We start from the raw sequence: 17,940 nt of genomic DNA, 5'->3' as shown, positions 1-17,940 counted from the left end.
TACCACGCTGGCGGTCTGTGCTTGAAACCTCTCGACTTGCGCATGCCTTGGTCTTGCTTGGCGTCGCGTTCGTGTTTCGCGGCGCGACGTTCGGCGAGTGGAACTACGACATCGACGAGCAATTCTACGCTCTCGTCGGCCGCCGCCTGCTCGATGGCGCCACGCTCTACGTCGATATCTGGGATCGCAAGCCGCCGGCTCTCTACCTGCTCTATGCCGCGATCGCGAGCGTTTCGCGATCGGTACTGGCTTTCCAGGTGGCGGCGGCACTGTGCGCGACGCTTGGTGCTTATGGCATTGCCAGAATAGCAAAGCGTTTCACCGCGGGCGTCCCGGCGTTGCTAGCCGGCATCGCGTACCTGGCGTTGCTGGGTCGGTTCGGTGGGGCGAGCGGCCAGGCCCCGGTCTGGTACACGACCCTGATGATCTTTGCGGCATGGACCATCACGTCGCGCCTTGAAGCCTTGCGGCAGGGTCGGATCGACGCTGCGGTCATCATGGGGATGGCAGGGGCCGGACTAGCAGTGGCGTTCAAGCAATCGGCATTCATTGAAGCGGGCTTCTTTGGCCTGTTCATCTCGTGGCAGTTGCTGAAAAGCCGCCAGAGCCTAACCCGATCCGGAACCCGGATCACGCTGCTGGCGGCAGTAGCGCTGGCGCCGATGGCGGCGATCTTCGCATGGTACTGGCATATCCGCCATTTGCCCGAGTTGTGGCAGGCGCTCGTCAGTTCGAACTTCACCCGTCTTTACGACGGTCCGTGGGGCCGGCTCTATCGCTTCGGTGCGCTTATGGGTTTGCTGGGTATGCCGATCGTCTTCGCGATACTGGGATGGCGCGAGCTATCCCGCGATGAGCGACGTGACCCCGGGCTCGTATTCATCGCCGCCTGGGCTGTGGTCGCGGTCCTGGCGGTCGCGGTTTTCCCGAACATCTTCTATCATTACGCCATTCCCATCCTCCCCCCGCTTTGCATACTGTCCGCAATATTGTTCGAGCGGCGATCGATCGGTCGGATCGGGTTCGTCGCGATGGTGGCGGTGAGCCTGTTTTATGGCAACACGCTCAACCTCGTCACCCGATGGCGTGCGCACAAGGCAACGCCAGCGCTGGTCGACTATGTACGCGCCGAAACTGCGCACAAGCGGTTGCTGGTTTGGGGGATTCCCAATTACCTCTATGTGTTGACCGGGGCGGTGCCGCCAAGCCGTCTGGCGTTTCCGCCACATCTTTACGAAGGCGCCGAAAGCGGTGTCAGCGGGATCGACGAAGTGGAAGAAATGCGGCGGATCATCGCAGGCCAACCGGAAACGATCGTGGTGCAGGATCCGATCGTCGCACGCCCGATCAACGAGGCGAACGTCGCGCAGCTCGGCGCCTATTTGAAGACCTGCCGCAAGCTGCGGTCTTTCACGATCTACGACCACAACGGCGCACAGACGCAGAACGTCTATAGCCGCTGCGGCTGGATTGGCTGATGCCCACATCGCTTGCCAAGCGCGTTGATAACCTGCTCGGAGCGGCGGTACTGCTGCTGATCGTTGCGCTGCCGGTGATGTTTCTGACGACGCCGCCGATGATCGACGTTCTGGGCCATATCGGCCGCTACGAATTGCAGACGGGCTTGGATGGCCAGCCCTGGCTGCGGCAATTCTACGCATTCCGCTGGCAAGTCATCGGCAATCTCGGGGCAGACTTGCTGGTGCAGGCGATGCACCCGATCATAAGCGCGCTGGCCGCAGCCAGGGTCGTGATCGTTATGGTTCCGTTGTTGGCGGCAACAGCCATCCTGCTGTTGTCACGCCAGATACACGGACGGATCACGCCTTTCGCGCTACTCTCGCTGACACTGGTCTATTCACTCCCTTTCACCTGGGGCTTTCTGAATTTCTCGCTTTCGATGGCGCTCGCGCTGCTGGCGTTCACGTTGTGGCTGCGAATAGGTGATCGCTCGATGCGCATGGCGCTGTTCGTTCCGATCAGCCTCGCGGTATGGTCCTGCCACACGTTTGGCTGGGCGTTCATGGGTATTCTTTGCACGGCTGACAGTCTGGCGAAAGCGTCGCAACGCGAACGATCCACCGTATCTATCGTGCTGGCACCGTTGCGGCAGTGCTGGCCTTTGCTGGCACCGCTGCTGCCGATGCTGCTGTGGCGAAGCTCCGCCGCGGGGGCCGGGATCGACGGCTGGTTCGACTTGGCGGAAAAGGCGGCGTGGATCATCGGAACCCTTCGCCTGAGCTGGGAGTGGACAGACAAGCTTTGCGCCGGTGTCCTGCTCCTGGTCGTATATGCCGGCTGGCGTAGCAACCGACATGCCGTGGACCGCACGTTTGCGCTGTCCGCCGCGATAGCACTCGCCGCGTTCCTGCTGCTGCCGCGACAGATTTTCGGCTCGGTGTTCGCCGACATGCGTCTGGCACCTTACGTGGTGATGCTGGGCCTGCTTGCCCTTCGCGAACGGCACCTGCCCTCGCGTTGGATGATGTTGTCAGCCCTGCTTTTCCTTGGCTTTCGCCTGGCACTTACCGCCCACGTCTATCATCAGCGTGAGCGCGAACTGGAAGCGCACCTCGCCGCGTTGCAAGCCATTCCCACGCAAACCCGCCTCGCGACACTGATCGAGATGCCATGCCAGACCGAATGGGCACTACCCTGGTTCTCGCACATCGGCAGCGTGGCTTTGACGCGCAAGCATGTTTTCGCGAACGATCAGTGGGCGAACTCGAGCATGAATCCGCTCAGTGTCGACTTCCCCGCTGCGGGTCGATTCGCCACCGACGATCGCCAGTTGTTCTTCCCAGCTCGGTGCGGGATGCAACCGACCCTCAGTCAGTCATTGCAGGCGATGCCGGTGCGCGCCTTCACGCGCGTCTGGGTCGTGGGGGTGGCCCCCGCCGCGATCCCGCACCGCAATGGCCTGACCACGATATGGCGCGGCCCAGACGCGGCGGTGTTCTCGGTCGACGATCCGCTTATCGTGCCTGCTCAGCGCATTAGGAAGTTATCAAAGCTTCAACCTTAATAGCCGGTGCTTCGGATCGCATCGCGCCAGGCAAAACGCCGCGCGCAAGGGGTTGATGTAAGCATGACGGCATTCGGGCGACGCAACGGCATCGGCGGGATGAACCAGGGCGCGCGCCCCGCGTTCGGTGTGGCCAAGCCGCTCAAGGGCCCGGCGCCCGATCGGATCAACCAGGTGCCGCTACCGGGCGGGGGTGACCAGTTTCCGCCGATCCCGGGCGGCGAAGCGTCGATTTCCCCGGCCAATCCGCTCGACGATGCGATGGCGCGCTTGGCCGACCGCGCGAATGCGGTACACGCCGAAAACGAACAGGACGGCTTCGAGGTCTCGATCCACAAGATCAAGGAACAGGTGCTGCCGCGCCTGCTGGAGCGAGTCGACCCCGAGGCCGCAGCGACGCTGACCAAGGACGAGCTGTCCGAAGAATTTCGCCCGATCATCATGGAAGTGCTGGCCGAGCTGAAGATCACCTTCAACCGGCGCGAGCAGTTCGCGCTGGAAAAGGTGCTGATCGACGAACTGCTGGGCTTCGGCCCGCTCGAGGAGCTGCTTAACGACCCCGACATCTCGGACATCATGGTCAACGGTCCGAACCAGACCTACATCGAAAAGAACGGCAAGCTGCAGGTCGCCGGTATCCGTTTCCGCGACGAGCAGCATCTGTTCCAGATCGCCCAGCGCATCGTCAACCAGGTCGGCCGCCGGGTCGACCAGACCACGCCGCTGGCCGATGCCCGCCTGAAGGACGGCAGCCGCGTCAACGTGATCGTGCCGCCGCTCAGCTTGCGTGGCACCGCGATCTCGATCCGCAAGTTCTCCGAAAAGCCGATCACCATCGACATGCTGCGCGACTTCGGGTCGATGAGTGACAAGATGGCGACCGCGCTCAAGATCGCCGGCGCCTGCCGGATGAACGTGGTCATCTCGGGCGGTACCGGCTCCGGCAAGACGACGATGCTCAATGCGCTGTCGAAGATGATCGATCCGGGCGAGCGCGTGCTGACGATTGAGGACGCGGCCGAACTGCGGCTGCAGCAGCCGCACTGGCTTCCGCTCGAAACCCGCCCGCCGAACCTTGAAGGCCAAGGCGCGATCAGCATCGGCGATCTCGTCAAGAACGCCCTGCGTATGCGCCCCGACCGGATCATCCTGGGCGAAATTCGTGGCGCCGAGGCATTCGACCTGCTTGCCGCCATGAACACCGGCCACGATGGATCGATGTGCACGCTGCACGCCAACAGCCCGCGCGAGTGCCTCGGCCGGATGGAGAACATGATCCTGATGGGCGACATCAAGATCCCCAAGGAAGCCATCAGCCGCCAGATCGCCGAATCGGTGGATCTCATCGTCCAGGTAAAGCGCCTGCGCGATGGCTCGCGCCGCACGACCAACATCACCGAAGTCATCGGCATGGAGGGCGATGTCATCGTGACGCAGGAGCTGTTCAAGTTCGAGTATCTGGACGAAACCGACGATGGCAAGATCATCGGCGAGTTCCGCCCCTCTGGCCTCAGGCCCTACACGCTGGAAAAGGCGCGCATGTTCGGCTTCGATCAGGCATACCTCGAAGCCTGCCTGTGACCGTATAACCCGTACGCCGAGGAAATACGGCAGGCACCCCTAGCCCTGCAGCCAAGCCTTGCCGGCGAGGCCGAGCAGCAGAACCGCGGCCATGAAAGACCAGAAGAACACGCCAGTCCACGGCACCCACCCAACGCGATCGAGATGGGATCGCTTGCCCCGTCGATGATCGCCCCACCAGGCGAGGCAGGACAAAACTGCGGCCGCGCAGCCGCCGATAGCCAGCCAATGGTCTGTCGGATCCATGCGCCGCGCTTGCCACGCCCACGCTGTCAGTTCAACGCGGGGCCCGTGATCTCCCTGCCCAAGCCGTCGTCACCCGATCCGGTGCAGCATCGCACCGAGCGGGCCCTGCTGGGCCTGATGTTGCGCGCCGCCGCGATGCTGCTCCTTGCGACGATGTTCATGCTGGTGAAGCTGGCTGGTGACAGCGGGATCGCCGCGCCCGAGGTGATGTTCTGGCGCCAGACGGTGACTGTCCCGACGCTGCTCGGCGGCCTTGCCCTTACCGGCAATCTTGGCCTGCTGCGCACCAACCGCATGGCCAGCCATGCACGGCGGGCGATGACCGGTACCTTCGGTCTTCTTTGCAACGTGTCGGCGGCGATGCTGCTGCCGCTCGCCGAGGCGACCACGCTCGGCTTCACGACGCCGCTGTTCGCGGTCGTCATCTCCGCGCTGGTCATTCGCCAGCATGTCGGGCCCTGGCGCTGGGCTGCGGTCACTTTGGGATTTGCAGGCGTGCTGATCGTGGCGCAGCCAGGGCATGTGCCCGTATCGCTGCTGGGCGTCGCCGCCGGGCTGACCGCCGGGCTCGTCGTGGCGTCGGTCAGCTTCCAGATTCGCGACCTGTCCCGCACCGAAGCGCCAGTCGCCTGCGTATTCTGGTTCGGTTTCTACGGCACCGTCTTCGCCGGGGTACTCATGCCGCTTTATGCCACGCCTCACACGGCCTGGCAGTGGCTGCTTCTCATCGGCATCGGCCTGGCCGGTACCGGCGCCCAGTTGCTTATCACGCTGGCGTTGCGCCATGCCGCCGTGGCGACCGTCATCGTGATGGATTACACCGCCCTCATCTGGTCGACCCTTTACGGCTGGCTGATCTGGGACCAATTGCCCCCACGCGTCACATGGCTTGGCGCCCCGCTGATCGTCGCGGCCGGCATGATCATCACCTGGCGCGAGCATCGCATGGCCCGTGCGATTTCACCTGCGAGCGCGCTTGAGGAAGATTGATCCTGCAGGCGTGGGAACACCTTTCGAAGTTGGCGGTTTGGTGCGCAGGTGCGTCCCCTGGCGCGTGCCGCGTCTCACCCGTGAAAGGAAATTCGTATGATGAAGAAAGTCGTATTCGCACTCGTGGCCGGTAGCTTGGCGTTCGGTGCATCGGCTTGCAACACCGTCAAGGGTGCAGGCAAGGACGTGCAGTCGGCAGGCCAGGCCGGCGAAGACGCGATCAAGGGCAACTAAGGCTGCAACGGCGGCGATCGTGACGCTGGCGAAAGTCGGCGTCGTGGTGGCCGCCACCGCGGTCAATCGATAGAAACGTTCATCCTGCTATTACCGCCGGACATCAGCATCCGGGCTCGCCGCCACAAGCCGAGCCTTTGAGCAACGATAATTCCCAACGCGAACCCTAGCATGCCATCGGTAAACGCGAGCGATCCGTCCGACGCATGCACCGCCACGAATCCGCCTGCCATAGGTGCCGCCCCCGTGGCCGACCGAGCCAGAGTGCGCACCCCGGCCAAGGCCATCAGCAGCAGTAACGCTGCTCGCGACTGCCGCATCATCACCTTTGCATGCGCGCCTTCGCCCTCCAGATGTAACCGCAGCAAGCGCGCCCGCTGCCAGCCGATGCCAGCGCCGATCACTCCGCCGAGCACGAGACTGACGATACCGATCCTGCCCGGCGGCATGCTGAACACGATGAAACCCACCAGCAGAACGAAGAGCACCGGCATCACCCACAAGGTGCGCAGCCGGAGCGGTCTGGCCTTGTCCATCGTCCGCATCCGCCAGCACATGACGCCGATGAAGATCGCCAGCGGCAAGTAGCTCATCAGCGTCCTGGCGGTCGGCATCGCGCGTCAGCTCCCGCCGATTTCACTGAGCGTGGGCGTGCCGGCGGGCGCGGGGTCGCCCTTCCACACCAGCACCGGCTTGCGTGCGGCCAGGGTTTCATCAAGCCGTCGGCGGGGCGCGAAGTGCGGCGCGGAATGCAGGCTTTCGTCTCCTGCTCGCGCCCGCTCGGCAACGCTGCGCAAGGACGAGATGAAGCGGTCGAGGCCTGCCTTGCTCTCGGTCTCGGTCGGCTCGACCAGCATGGCTCCGTGCACCACCAGCGGGAAATAGACCGTCATTGGATGGAAGCCCTCGTCGATCAGACCCTTGGCGACGTCGAGAGTCGAGAACCCTTCCGCGAACCCGCGATCGCTGAACAGCGCCTCGTGCATGCATGGGCCGCTATCGCCGAAAGGCGCCACCAGCACGTCGTCGAGACTGCGCAGCACGTAGTTGGCATTGAGCACCGCGTCCTCGGCCACCTGGCGCAATCCATCGGCGCCGTGGCTCAGAATATAAGTGAGGGCGCGGGTAAACATACCCATCTGGCCATGAAACGCCGACATCCGCCCGAAAGCCTGACGATGACCGAACTCTTCAGCCTCGGCTTCCTCCACCAGATGGATGACGCCATCCTCGGTCTTCGCGGTGAACGGCAGCGGTCCGAACGGTGCGAGCGCTTCGGACAGCACGACCGGACCGGATCCCGGACCACCGCCGCCATGCGGGGTCGAGAACGTCTTGTGCAGGTTGATGTGCATCGCGTCGATGCCAAGATCACCAGGCCGTACGCGACCGACGATCGCGTTGAAATTGGCGCCGTCGCAATAGACATAGCCACCGGCGGCGTGAACAGCGTCGGAAATGGCCTTCATGTCAGGCTCGAACAGCCCGCAAGTGTTGGGATTGGTGATCATCACGCCGGCGACATCCGGCCCCAATCGGGCCTGCAACGCCGCCAGATCCACGCGGCCCGCACGCGTGGCGGGGATGTTCTCCACTCTGAATCCGGCGAAGGCGGCGGTAGCCGGATTGGTCCCATGCGCGCTTTCCGGGACGAGGATTACCGGACGGGTTTCGCCTCGGGCTTCGATCGCCGCCTTGATGCATAGCAGTCCGCAAAGCTCCCCGTGTGCGCCGGCCTTGGGCGTCATCGCCACGCCGTGCATTCCGGTCAGCGCGATGAGCCAGTGCGCCAGTTCGTTGATCACCGCCAAAGCGCCCTGCACGCTCTGCTGCGGCTGTAGCGGGTGGACATCGGCGAAGCCGGGGAAGCGCGCGACTTTCTCGTTGAGCCGCGGGTTGTGCTTCATCGTGCATGAGCCAAGCGGGAACGGCCCAAGGTCAATCGCATAGTTCTGCCGCGACAGCCGGGTGTAATGCCGCACCGTCTCGGGCTCAGTCAGGCCTGGCAGATCGGGCGCCTCGGCGCGCAAACGCAGACCAGCCAAAGGGCCTTGGGCCGGCTCGTCCATGTCGACGCCACACTTGCCGCTATCGCCGAGCTCGAAGCTCAGTGCCTCTTCCAGCATAAGCGCATAGTCGCCGCTGTTCGTTGTCAATTTGTGGGTGTCGAGGTCGTGGCTGCCCATCGTCGGACGCCAACCTGCGGTGTTGGTTGCGGTCATGCCAGGACTCCCTCAAGCTCGGTGGCGAAAGTCTCGATATCCTCATCGGTGACGGTCTCCGTCGCCGTGACCAGCAGACCTTTCGCAAGGCCAGCGATGCCCGGAAACAGGCGGCCGAGTGACACGCCGGCAAGCACACCCCGATCCGCCAAGGCGCGCACGACTTCGCGCGCATCGTCCGGCAGCAGCAGCGTCGCCTCGTTGAAGTACGTCGTATTGAGGCAGGATACGCCCGGCACCTTGGTCAGCCGAGCGATCATCGCCTGGGTGCGCGCATGATTGATCCGCGCCAGACGGCCCAGGCCCGCGCCGCCAAGCAGCGTCATGTGAATGCTGAAAGCCAACGCACAAAGCCCTGAGTTCGTGCAGATATTACTCGTCGCCTTCTCACGCCGGATATGCTGTTCTCGCGTCGACAGCGTGAGGACGAACCCACGTTTGCCCTCCGCGTCGACGGTCTGGCCACACAGCCGACCCGGCATCTGCCGCACGAACTTTTCGCGACAGCCGAACAGGCCAAGGTAAGGGCCGCCAAATTGCAGCCCGACACCGAGCGACTGCCCTTCCCCGACGACGATATCCGCGCCAAGGTTCCCCGGTGCCTCGATCAGCCCGAGCGCGACCGGCTCGGTAACGACCGTGATCAGCAGCGCGCCTTTGGCATGTGCGGCTTCGGCGATGGCGGCCAGATCGGGAATGCGGCCAAGTATGTCGGGATACTGCACGACCACGCAGGACGTCTTGTCGTCGATCGCGGCAATCAGCGTCGCATCATCCGGCTCGGCCTCGAGCGCGGGCAGGCGCGCGTCGATCTCGTCGCCGGTAAACCGGGCGAGCGTGTGGACGACTTGGGCATAATGCGGGTGAAGCCCACCCGAAAGCACGGCACGGCTGCGGCGGGTGATGCGGCCTGCCATCAAGATAGCCTCCCAGCACGCGGTCGAGCCATCATACATCGAGGCGTTGGCGACATCGGTACCGAAGAGCCGCGCGACCTGCGTCTGGAACTCGAACAAAACCTGCAACGTGCCTTGCGCGATCTCCGGCTGGTAAGGCGTGTAGGCGGTCAGGAACTCGCCACGCTGGATCAGGTGATCGACCGAGGCAGGGATATGATGGCGATAGGCACCCGCGCCCAGGAAAAACGGCACGCTGCCCGCCGTCAGGTTCTTGCCTGCCAATCGGCTCATGTGCCGCTCGACCGCCAGTTCGCTGGCGTGAAGGGCGAGCCCTTCGACCGGACCGGCAAGTCGGGCCTCTGCGGGAACATCGATGAACAGATCATCGACCGAAGCGGCGCCGATGACGCCCAGCATCGCGGCACGGTCGTCGGCAGTAAGAGGTAGATAGCGCATCAGGCAGCGGCTCCGGCGTTGATCATGACCCTCGGGATTTCAACGACCCGGCCCGCTGGTGCAAACCAGCCCGCGCGAGGTGACGTTCGAAGATCGTATCGGACAGCGAAATTAGAGACTTGCGACGAAGTCCTTGTAGGCTACTTCATCAAGCAGCGTCTCAAGTTCGGCGGTGTCGGCCAGGCTTACCCGGTAGAGCCACCCACCGGTTTCCGCGTCGGTATTGACGAGTTCCGGGGCCTCGGCCAGCGCCGGATTGGCCTCGGTGACGGTGCCCGAAACAGGCGCATAGACGTCCGAGGCGGCTTTGACGGAATCGACGACTGAAACCGAATCGCCTTTGCCGATCGCGGCTCCTTCCGCCGGCAGTTCAACGAACGTTATGTCGCCCAACTGGCCTTGCGCATAATCGGTGATCCCGACGGTGCCGGTGTCGCCATCGACATCGATCCATTCGTGTTCTTTGGTGAAGTAGCGGGTCATGATTTTCCTCAACGGTTGTAGCGGTGGGGGATGAAAGGCATGGGCACGACGCGCGCAGTCAGGCGCTTGCCGCGCACGTCCACTTCCAGCACGGTACCCTCAGCGGCGCTGGGATGATCGACATAGGCCATGGCGATCGGTGTCTGCAGGCTTGGCGAGAAGCCACCTGATGTCACCCGACCAACCTGTCGGCCACCCTGCCAGATGGTAGCGCCTTCGCGCGCGGCCTGTCGGCCTTCGAGAACGAGCCCGACGCGGGTCTTCGCGGTTCCGGCCGCCAGCAAGGCAAGCACCCGTTCCGCGCCAAGGAAGCCGCCCTCTTCGCGTCGCCGCTTGGATAGCGCGAATGCCAGTCCGGCGCTGACGGGATCGATATCGGGCGTAAGGTCATGGCCATAAAGCGGCAAGGCCGCCTCGAGCCTGAGAGAATCGCGGGCGCCCAGACCGATCGGCTTGACCTCGGGCTGTTCGCAAAGCGCATCGGCAAGCGCGGCGATATGCTCACCATGCACGGATATCTCGAAGCCGTCTTCGCCGGTGTAGCCGGACCGGCTGATCGCCAGAGTCCGTCCATCCCAGTCATAGACGCCCGCCTGCATGAACTTGAGCGAGGAGACCGGCACGCGAAGCTCGTCGGCCGGCACAAGTTCAAGGCGTGCCAGCGCGTCGACCGCCTTAGGGCCCTGCAAGGCAAGCAAGCCCAGGTCGTCGCGATGGCTCAGGGTGATCTCGTCGGGCAGATGCTCACGCAGGTGAGCGATATCGTCCCACTTGGTGGCTCCGTTGACGACGATGGCATAATCGTGGCCGGTGTTGAGCGCGATCAGGTCGTCGAGCACGCCGCCGTTTTCGTCCAGCAGCAGCGAATAGCGCATGCGGCCCGGTTTGAGCGCCGAGATATCACCGGGAAGCAAGGCTTCGAGCGCGCGCGCCGCCGCGGCCTGATCACCATCGGCGCTGGAAACCCCGAGTTGGCCCATGTGGCTGACATCGAACAGTCCGGCATTCTGGCGCGTCCACAAATGCTCGGCAATGATGCCTTCGTACTGGACCGGCATCCAGTATCCGGCGAACTCGACCATGCGACCGCCCCGCTCACGATGCCACAAGTCGAGCGGCAACAATTGTGTCTCGAGCGCTTCGACTTGTTCGTCGAGACCGTCTTCGGGGATATCAATTTCGCTCAAGACACAGCTCCGCACAGCATTGGCACACCATCAGGTGCCCCCTCTGTCACGGAAACCTGAGAGCTTTCCCCAGCCGCCACAGGTCGGCCTGCTGGGTTACACCTTCGGCGGCCCTGCTCGGCTTGAGCACGACACTTTCCAGAGTCTCGCTATAGACGCTGCGCGGTCCTTTTGCCTGAGAGTTTCCGGGGCGGTTGCTCCTTCGGCGCCAACCTGATCCGCAAACGAATCAAGCCAGTCTCTCCCGCGCTGTCAGCGATCCGGAAGACGATGGGAGACGTGCTGTCGCAAGTCAACGAATGTCACCGGCACCTTGGGGCACACCGCCCATTACCACCAAGCAAGAACACCCTTTCCAACTAAAATACCATTCGGTACAGAAAGTGCGTTGACAGCGACGTTCCCTGCTTCCATACTGCTTGGTATAGAAAGAACGTTAGCCAGTCACTCCCGATCTTCCCGATCCCGCGTGCTGCCTACCCCTTTCCGACGCTTCCCCCCCCAGCGTCGGAAGACGCCCTGGTGTGTGCCCGTGTCCCCCATAGGGGCATGCACCAGGGCCCTTTTGCAACAGGGATCGAGTGACATGGCCTTTATCGAATTTGCAGACGCCGCCCCCGCCGGATTGCCCATCGCCCACACCGCCCTGTTCGCGGTGCCGCGTGGCGCGCCGCGTTCGATCGAGGCCTCCGACCTGGTCGAGGCGGCGCAGCCGCTGACGCTGCTGGAACGCCGGGTCGTCGAACTTGCACGCGAAGATAAGCTGACGACCTTGCGTCCTTACGCCCGCCGTTCTTGGCTGGCGCGGCTGGTGCTCGGCCCCGCGCGGCCCTCACCGGTGCTGGCCAACGAGCGGCTCGAAGCCTTGCGCCGTCTGGCCGTCCACGCCTGGCATAGCGGCTATACGCTACCGGCATCCGCGCTGGCCGAAGCGCGCCAGGCGGGGTATGACGATGGGCAAATCGGCGAAGTGATCGACATGGTCGCTCGTCTTCAGCCTGCCGTCCGCCGCCTCGCTGCGTGAACCCCGCCTGATACGTCAGGGTTCAGCGGTCCTCGGCCCAGGCTGACCAACCCTTATCATGGCACCATTTCGACCATGCTTCGCATTCGGAAGCATGGTCGAAATGCGTCAGCTCAAGCGTCGAACAGGTGCTTGTACTGGCGCGGCTGGGACCGCAGATACTGCGGCGCGGCCTTTACGCTGGCGCCCAGATGCGCGGCAGCGTGCCAAGGCCAGCGCGGATCGTAGAGAATGGTGCGGGCCAGGGCGATCATGTCGGCGTCGCCGGTCCCGATGATCGCTTCTGCCTGCTCATAGTCGGTGATGAGGCCTACCGCCACGACCGGGAGCCCCGTTCCCTGCTTCACCGCACGCGCAAGCGGCACCTGATAGTTCGGTCCGATAGGAATCTGCTGACGTGGGTCGAGCCCACCGCTGCTGATATGGGCGGCATCGCAACCCCTGGCTTCGAGAGCCTGGAACAGCGCCACGGTCTGCTCGGCATCCCAGCCGCCATCCACCCAGTCCGAGCCTGATGCCCGCACCGTCACTGGTCGCCCGGCGGGGAACGCCGCGCGCACTGCGTCATAGACCTCGAGGCAGAACCGCATCCGGTTTTCCAGGCTGCCACCGTACTCATCGGTACGCTGGTTGGACAGCGGCGAGAGGAACTGGTGGATGAGATAGCCATGAGCCGCATGCACCTGAACGGCGTCGAGCCCCAACCGACCGGCGCGCCGAGCGGCTTGCGCGAACGCATCGATCAGCGCGGCTATCTGATCCTGACTGAGCTCGGCCGGGGCGTTCTCGTCCTTGGCGAAAGGCACCGGAGATGGCGCTTGGGTTTGCCAACCATCAGCATGATCCGGAGCGATCTGCTTGCCACCGAGCCAAGGTAGATCGGTCGACGCCTTGCGTCCGGCGTGCGCGAGCTGAATCGCGATCGGCATGTCGGAATACTGACGCACGCTCTTGAGCACTTTCGCCATCGCCGCTTCGGATGCGTCATCCCACAGCCCCACGTCGCCATACGAGATGCGTCCTTCCGGCACGACGGCACTCGCCTCGATCGTCAGCAACGCGGCTCCTGATTGTGCCAACTGGCCCAGATGCATCGCGTGCCATTCCGTCATGCAGCCATTCACTGCGGAATACTGACACATGGGTGCGATGATAATGCGATTGCGCAGCGACAGGCCACCGACAGTCAGCGGCTCGAACAATTTGGGTGAGGACACGCGGGGGGATGCTCCTTGCTGCAGTCGTCGCACAGGACCTTATGGTCGTCGATCGCGTCGGAACGACTTGGGGTCGCGGAGCCGGAGCCACAAGGTCGTGACTGTCGCCAAGATCGCGCGGTGGGTGCACAAAAATGCAACCGAGAACTGGAAGGATGATTGGTCGCGTGCGATGCAGGGCAAATGCGAAGCCACGCCGGCTATGGGCGGCGGCTCGACCGTATGATGACTCCGACGCGTGCGGGCAATCGTACCGAGGCATGCGGCACATGGCGGTCGGCTCACGATTGGCCGAGAGATTGAACTGCCTGGGATTGGGAAGCTGCTGGGCGATCAACCGGAGGCGCCGAGATACGCCATAGATAGCGCTGATATATGGGCGCGCATGTACGCGTCAGGTTGTGTGGCAAGCATGCCGGCATCGGCTTCGTCAACGAACGCGGAGCAAAGCCTTTGCCAACAATGGTGTGACAGCGCTCGCCGGCGTTCAGGAAACCGTAGATCGTCAGGAACCCGCGACACGGGCACTACCACGCGAAGATCTCGCGAAGGTAAGTGCCCGTGCGCTGAGTCGCTTCAAAGTCAGGCTGCGGCAGTCGCTTCGGTCTTCTGCGTCGAGCCCTTGTAGATCTCGTCGATCGCGTCGCCGAGCGACTTGTCGAACTCGGCATCGGTCATCTGGAAGCGCAGGTCCTGCAGCAAGGCGCGGCTGAAGCTGGCGATGATGCCCTTGTTCTTGGCCAGTTCAGCGCAAGCCTCGGGACGCTCGTAGCCGCCCGACAGGGCGACGACGCGCAGCACCTTGGGGTGCGTCGTCAGCGGATCGAACGTGCCCGGCTTGATCGGCAGCGACAACTTGAGCATGACCTGCACACCCTCGGGCAAGGTGTCGAGGTTCTTGAGGATTTCCTTGAGCAGGATCGCGTCGCACTCGGCGCGGGTCTCGCTCTTGATGTTGATCTCGGGCTCGAGCATCGGCATCAGGCCATGGCTCAGCACCTGGTTGCCGGTCTCGAACTGCTGCGTTACGATCGCGGCGATCCCCGCCTCGTTCGCCGAGTTGATGACCGAGCGCTCCTTGGTGCCATAGACACCCAGCGCCTTCGAGCGCGCGAGCAGCGTATCGAGCGTGGGGTTCGGCTTCATCAGTTGTACGCCGTCGACCTCGTCCTCAAGGCCCTTGTCGATCTTGATGAACGGCACCACGCCCTTGGCGATCAGCGCCTGCGGGGTGGGCACGCCGTTCACTTCGCCATCCATCGTGCGCTCGAACAGGATCGCGCCGATGACCTTCTCGCCGGTGAAGGCGGGCGACGAGATGATGCGGCTGCGCATTTCGTGGATCAGGCCGTACATACCGGCTTCGTCGCTCCACGCGCCTTCTTCGATGCCATAGCCCTTCAAGGCCTTGGGCGTGGAACCGCCGCTCTGGTCGAGTGCGGCGATGAAGCCTTTGCCGGCGGCCATCTTGGCGGTCATCTCGGAGGTCTGCATGGTGTTCCCCTTTAGGTGCGCGTATTTTGCGCGTGGTCTATCCGTGAGCCGGCCATTTCGCAACTGCGGCATACGCGATGTGTGTCAAATCAGGCCGATCGGGCGCGCACCACGGGCCTCTCGCCGCAACAAGGCGGTCAGCTTGCGGCGAAGCGGCAGATCGTACCAGCGCACCGCCGCCCATGCGGCGGTGAGCATGATGGCCAGAAACAGCGCCGCCGCCGGAATCGGTGACAGGCCGAGGTGGCGCACTGCGGACCGCATCGGCTCGATGAAGGACCAATGCACGGCATACAGCGCGTACGACACTTCGCCGATAAAGGCGGCTGCGGGGGCGGCGAAGAACGTCGGCTCGAAGCGGCTGCCCAGATAGACCAGCACGGGGGAGAAGAAGAGGATGATCGCCAAGTCGTACGTCGCGATCCAGTCGGCCGGAACCGGCATCGCCAGCAGCACGCCGATCGCCAGGATGCAGGTCAGCCCCAGCCAGCCGGAAGGCCGCAGATGCCCGCCCGGCAAGGCCGCGATGATGGCGCCTAGCGTGAACGAGAATGCCGTGCGCATGAAGGCGATGCCATGCTCGCCCCATAACGCGCCAATGTTACCCGAACCATTCTCCAGGATGATCGGTACCATCCCGACCGCTGCAGCGATACAGATCGCCAGCAGAGCCAGACGCGGCAGACGAAAGATCAGCACGATCAGCGCGAGATTGGCGACGATCTCGAAGAACAGCGACCAGGACGGCACGTTCAGCGGATAATACGGCAAGCCCGCTGGCGATGGCAGCATCAGACCGTTGAACAGCATGGTCGTCGCCAGATCCGCACCGGTGGGCGCATGCGGATCGCCGGTGAGCATCTGCTGGACCGCCACCACCAGCCCGAGCATCAGCCCCAGCAGGAACAGCGGATAGAGCCGGGCGAAGCGCTGGGCCATGAACCAACCGACGCCCAGCCCCTCTCGGAACCGGGGCAGGTAGCTGCGGTACAGCACGAAGCCCGACAGCACGAAGAAGAAGTCCACCGCAACATAACCATGCGGCATCAGGTAGATGTCGAAATGAAACAGTGCGACCGCGATCGCCGCGAAACCACGCATTCCATCAAGCGTGACGTATCGCGCCGCACCCGGCCGCGCTTCTGGCAAAGCCTTCATCGTCCTTGCCGAAGCGTCGGTTCGTTCGCGCTCAGGCTTCGAGCGCGGCGACGCCGGGAAGTTCCTTGCCTTCCATCCATTCCAGAAAGGCACCGCCGGCCGTCGAGATATAGGTAAAGTCTTGCGCCACGCCCGCATGGTTCATCGCCGCCACGGTGTCACCACCGCCCGCGACGGATACCAGCGAGCCTTCGCGCGTCAGAGCGGCGGCCGTCTTGGCGAGCGATACCGTCGCGGCGTCGAACGGCGCCATCTCGAACGCGCCGAGTGGACCGTTCCATACCACCGTGCGGCAGGTCTTGAGCACATCGCCCAGCGCCTCGGCCGAAGACGGTCCGGCATCGAGGATCATCTCGTCGGCGGCGACTTCGTGGACGTTGCAGGTGCGCAAGCTGGCCGGATTGGCGGCGAACTCCTTGGAAACCACCACTTCGTACGGCAGATGCACGGTGCAGCCCGCCTTGTCCGCTGCGGCGAGGATCGCATTGGCGGTGTCTGCCAGGTCATGCTCGCAAAGCGACTTGCCGACATCCACGCCCTTGGCGGCAAGGAAGGTATTGGCCATGCCTCCACCGATGATCAGGTGATCGACCTGGGTGACCAGATGCGTCAACACGTCGAGCTTGGACGAAACCTTGGCGCCGCCGACCACGGCAGCGACCGGCTTTTCCGGCGTGCCTAGAGCCTTGTCGAGCGCCTTGAGTTCCGCTTCCATCGAACGACCGGCGTAAGCCGGAAGGACCTTGGCTAGCCCCTCGGTGGTCGCGTGCGCACGGTGCGCGGCGGAGAAAGCGTCGTTGACGTAGAAGTCGGCGTTGGCGGCGATTGCGGCGGCCAATTCCGGATCATTCTTTTCCTCGCCCTTCCAGAAGCGGGTGTTCTCGAGGATTGCGATATCGCCGGCTCGCAGGATGCCGATCGACTGCGCGACCACCGGCCCAGCGATCTCGGGTACGAACATCACTTCCTTGCCGAACACCTTCTCGACCGCACCGACCACCATCGACAGCGATTGGGTCGAACTGCGTTCGCCCTTGGGTCGACCAAAATGCGCGAGCAGCAGGACCTTGGCGCCCTTGCCCGACAGTTCGAGGACGGTCGGTGCCGCGGCGCGGATACGGGTGTCGTCGGTAACGGCGCCGTCGGCCATCGGCAGGTTGAGATCGACACGGACCAGCGCGACCTTGCCGGTCACATCACCAAGATCGTCCAAGGTCTTGAAAGTGCTCATGTCTCGATCCTTATCATGTCGCCTACGGCTATCGGGCCGTCCGTCAGTACCTTGCCCAACACGCCGCCGCGCCAGTCCGGCAGAAGCGCCGCCTTGAGGCCGGGCACGAGCTGTTCCATGCGGCTGCAAGGGTCGCATTCCTGCATCACTTCGATGCGCAGACTGATACCGATCGCCAAGACATATCCCGCGTGTTGCGGCAGTTTCAGGCCCTGCACCAACAGATTGGCGCGCCGTGCATGCCAAGGCAGCAGCTCTTCGTCATGCAGCCCGAGCTCAGCCATCGCGGCTGCCCAGGCTTCCGCCGTGATCAGCGAGACCTGACGGCGCGCCTTGCCCCCTGGCTTCACCGCGCCGCGAAAGTCGCCCTGCAATCCGCTCACGACGGTGACGGAGACGTTATCGAGAATTTCGATCGGACCGCGCGGCCTTCCGTGCCGCGCGATCCCACCCAAAACGCCGATGCTTTCGCCTGCCTCCGTCATGTCCCTCG

The 17,940-nt window shown here is 63.7% G+C and carries 17 protein-coding genes and 2 riboswitches; of the genes, 6 read left to right on the top strand and 11 right to left on the bottom strand.

The window, feature by feature from the left end; all coding sequences use genetic code 11:
* Positions 1-47 precede the first annotated feature (47 nt).
* From ACXJ1Z_RS13340 to ACXJ1Z_RS13330, 3 genes are all read left to right on the top strand, one after another.
* Positions 48-1,478, top strand: a complete 1,431-nt coding sequence (locus ACXJ1Z_RS13340) for an ArnT family glycosyltransferase (protein WP_463777265.1) — start codon at positions 48-50, stop codon at positions 1,476-1,478.
* Positions 1,478-3,025, top strand: coding sequence for a hypothetical protein (locus ACXJ1Z_RS13335; protein ID WP_463777263.1), 1,548 nt, complete (start codon positions 1,478-1,480; stop codon positions 3,023-3,025). Before ACXJ1Z_RS13340 ends, ACXJ1Z_RS13335 begins: the two co-directional genes overlap by 1 nt.
* Before the next feature lie 63 nt (positions 3,026-3,088).
* Complete coding sequence (locus ACXJ1Z_RS13330; protein WP_463777261.1) at positions 3,089-4,606, top strand: TadA family conjugal transfer-associated ATPase; 1,518 nt, start codon at positions 3,089-3,091, stop codon at positions 4,604-4,606.
* Between the two features lie 39 nt (positions 4,607-4,645).
* Here the strand turns inward: ACXJ1Z_RS13330 and ACXJ1Z_RS13325 are convergent, their stop codons facing one another.
* Entirely contained in the window at positions 4,646-4,852 is a 207-nt protein-coding gene (locus ACXJ1Z_RS13325) for a hypothetical protein (RefSeq protein WP_463777260.1), read from the bottom strand.
* Positions 4,853-4,897: 45 nt separating this feature from the next.
* On the opposite strand from ACXJ1Z_RS13325, the gene ACXJ1Z_RS13320 reads away from it, so the two are divergent.
* Both ACXJ1Z_RS13320 and ACXJ1Z_RS13315 read left to right on the top strand, forming a co-directional pair.
* Positions 4,898-5,842, top strand: coding sequence for a DMT family transporter (locus tag ACXJ1Z_RS13320; RefSeq protein ID WP_463777258.1), 945 nt, complete (start codon positions 4,898-4,900; stop codon positions 5,840-5,842).
* A gap of 96 nt (positions 5,843-5,938) precedes the next feature.
* Positions 5,939-6,076 carry an entericidin A/B family lipoprotein gene (locus ACXJ1Z_RS13315; protein ID WP_463777257.1) on the top strand — a complete coding sequence of 46 codons (138 nt, stop codon included), beginning with the start codon at positions 5,939-5,941 and terminating at the stop codon, positions 6,074-6,076.
* Positions 6,077-6,138: 62 nt separating this feature from the next.
* On the opposite strand, the gene ACXJ1Z_RS13310 is transcribed toward ACXJ1Z_RS13315, so the two are convergent.
* The 5 genes from ACXJ1Z_RS13310 to gcvT form a co-directional block, all read right to left on the bottom strand.
* Positions 6,139-6,669 carry a CcdC protein domain-containing protein gene (locus tag ACXJ1Z_RS13310; protein ID WP_463777256.1) on the bottom strand — a complete coding sequence of 177 codons (531 nt, stop codon included), beginning with the start codon at positions 6,667-6,669 and terminating at the stop codon, positions 6,139-6,141.
* A 27-nt stretch (positions 6,670-6,696) separates the two neighbouring features.
* A complete protein-coding gene (gcvPB, locus tag ACXJ1Z_RS13305) occupies positions 6,697-8,298 on the bottom strand; it encodes an aminomethyl-transferring glycine dehydrogenase subunit GcvPB (protein ID WP_463777254.1) in 1,602 nt (533 codons plus the stop codon).
* A complete protein-coding gene (gcvPA, locus tag ACXJ1Z_RS13300) occupies positions 8,295-9,653 on the bottom strand; it encodes an aminomethyl-transferring glycine dehydrogenase subunit GcvPA (protein WP_463777252.1) in 1,359 nt (452 codons plus the stop codon). Before gcvPA ends, gcvPB begins: the two co-directional genes overlap by 4 nt.
* 111 nt (positions 9,654-9,764) lie before the next feature.
* Entirely contained in the window at positions 9,765-10,136 is a 372-nt protein-coding gene (gcvH, locus tag ACXJ1Z_RS13295) for a glycine cleavage system protein GcvH (RefSeq protein ID WP_463777251.1), read from the bottom strand.
* Positions 10,137-10,144: 8 nt separating this feature from the next.
* Complete coding sequence (gene gcvT / locus ACXJ1Z_RS13290; RefSeq protein WP_463777250.1) at positions 10,145-11,323, bottom strand: glycine cleavage system aminomethyltransferase GcvT; 1,179 nt, start codon at positions 11,321-11,323, stop codon at positions 10,145-10,147.
* Between the two features lie 33 nt (positions 11,324-11,356).
* Positions 11,357-11,475: riboswitch (glycine riboswitch) on the bottom strand.
* Position 11,476: 1 nt separating this feature from the next.
* Positions 11,477-11,580: riboswitch (glycine riboswitch) on the bottom strand.
* Positions 11,581-11,909: 329 nt separating this feature from the next.
* Between gcvT and ACXJ1Z_RS13285 the strand changes: the two genes are divergently transcribed.
* A complete protein-coding gene (locus tag ACXJ1Z_RS13285; protein ID WP_463777248.1) occupies positions 11,910-12,347 on the top strand; it encodes a hypothetical protein in 438 nt (145 codons plus the stop codon).
* A gap of 113 nt (positions 12,348-12,460) precedes the next feature.
* Here the strand turns inward: ACXJ1Z_RS13285 and ACXJ1Z_RS13280 are convergent, their stop codons facing one another.
* The 5 genes from ACXJ1Z_RS13280 to ACXJ1Z_RS13260 form a co-directional block, all read right to left on the bottom strand.
* Entirely contained in the window at positions 12,461-13,564 is a 1,104-nt protein-coding gene (locus tag ACXJ1Z_RS13280) for an NADH:flavin oxidoreductase/NADH oxidase (RefSeq protein WP_463777247.1), read from the bottom strand.
* A 582-nt stretch (positions 13,565-14,146) separates the two neighbouring features.
* Positions 14,147-15,058 carry a fructose bisphosphate aldolase gene (locus ACXJ1Z_RS13275; protein ID WP_463777246.1) on the bottom strand — a complete coding sequence of 304 codons (912 nt, stop codon included), beginning with the start codon at positions 15,056-15,058 and terminating at the stop codon, positions 14,147-14,149.
* A gap of 84 nt (positions 15,059-15,142) precedes the next feature.
* The gene (locus ACXJ1Z_RS13270; protein WP_463777244.1) at positions 15,143-16,354 is read right to left on the bottom strand and encodes an acyltransferase family protein; all 1,212 of its coding nucleotides are present in this window, start codon (positions 16,352-16,354) and stop codon (positions 15,143-15,145) included.
* Positions 16,248-17,447, bottom strand: coding sequence for a phosphoglycerate kinase (locus tag ACXJ1Z_RS13265; RefSeq protein WP_463777243.1), 1,200 nt, complete (start codon positions 17,445-17,447; stop codon positions 16,248-16,250). Before ACXJ1Z_RS13265 ends, ACXJ1Z_RS13270 begins: the two co-directional genes overlap by 107 nt.
* On the bottom strand, positions 17,444-17,932 hold the full coding sequence (locus tag ACXJ1Z_RS13260; protein WP_463777242.1) for an MOSC domain-containing protein: 489 nt from the start codon (positions 17,930-17,932) through the stop codon (positions 17,444-17,446). The genes ACXJ1Z_RS13265 and ACXJ1Z_RS13260 overlap by 4 nt, the downstream gene beginning before the upstream one ends.
* Positions 17,933-17,940 lie beyond the last annotated feature (8 nt).

The organism is Novosphingobium sp. TK46 (assembly GCF_055361525.1).
This window is presented reverse-complemented; position numbering and strand designations above follow the sequence as displayed.

Excerpts from the sequence above, each read along its gene's own strand:
- ACXJ1Z_RS13270 (WP_463777244.1), bottom strand. The coding sequence starts at position 16,354 with ATGCGGGCGTGGCGCAAGACTTTACCTATATCTCGACGGCCGGCGGTG.
- ACXJ1Z_RS13275 (WP_463777246.1), bottom strand. The coding sequence starts at position 15,058 with ATGCAGACCTCCGAGATGACCGCCAAGATGGCCGCCGGCAAAGGCTTC.
- ACXJ1Z_RS13310 (WP_463777256.1), bottom strand. The coding sequence starts at position 6,669 with ATGAGCTACTTGCCGCTGGCGATCTTCATCGGCGTCATGTGCTGGCGG.
- ACXJ1Z_RS13315 (WP_463777257.1), top strand. The coding sequence starts at position 5,939 with ATGATGAAGAAAGTCGTATTCGCACTCGTGGCCGGTAGCTTGGCGTTC.
- ACXJ1Z_RS13285 (WP_463777248.1), top strand. The coding sequence starts at position 11,910 with ATGGCCTTTATCGAATTTGCAGACGCCGCCCCCGCCGGATTGCCCATC.
- gcvH (WP_463777251.1), bottom strand. The coding sequence starts at position 10,136 with ATGACCCGCTACTTCACCAAAGAACACGAATGGATCGATGTCGATGGC.
- gcvPA (WP_463777252.1), bottom strand. The coding sequence starts at position 9,653 with ATGCGCTATCTACCTCTTACTGCCGACGACCGTGCCGCGATGCTGGGC.
- ACXJ1Z_RS13330 (WP_463777261.1), top strand. The coding sequence starts at position 3,089 with ATGACGGCATTCGGGCGACGCAACGGCATCGGCGGGATGAACCAGGGC.
- ACXJ1Z_RS13325 (WP_463777260.1), bottom strand. The coding sequence starts at position 4,852 with ATGGATCCGACAGACCATTGGCTGGCTATCGGCGGCTGCGCGGCCGCA.
- gcvPB (WP_463777254.1), bottom strand. The coding sequence starts at position 8,298 with ATGACCGCAACCAACACCGCAGGTTGGCGTCCGACGATGGGCAGCCAC.
- ACXJ1Z_RS13260 (WP_463777242.1), bottom strand. The coding sequence starts at position 17,932 with ATGACGGAGGCAGGCGAAAGCATCGGCGTTTTGGGTGGGATCGCGCGG.
- ACXJ1Z_RS13335 (WP_463777263.1), top strand. The coding sequence starts at position 1,478 with ATGCCCACATCGCTTGCCAAGCGCGTTGATAACCTGCTCGGAGCGGCG.
- ACXJ1Z_RS13265 (WP_463777243.1), bottom strand. The coding sequence starts at position 17,447 with ATGAGCACTTTCAAGACCTTGGACGATCTTGGTGATGTGACCGGCAAG.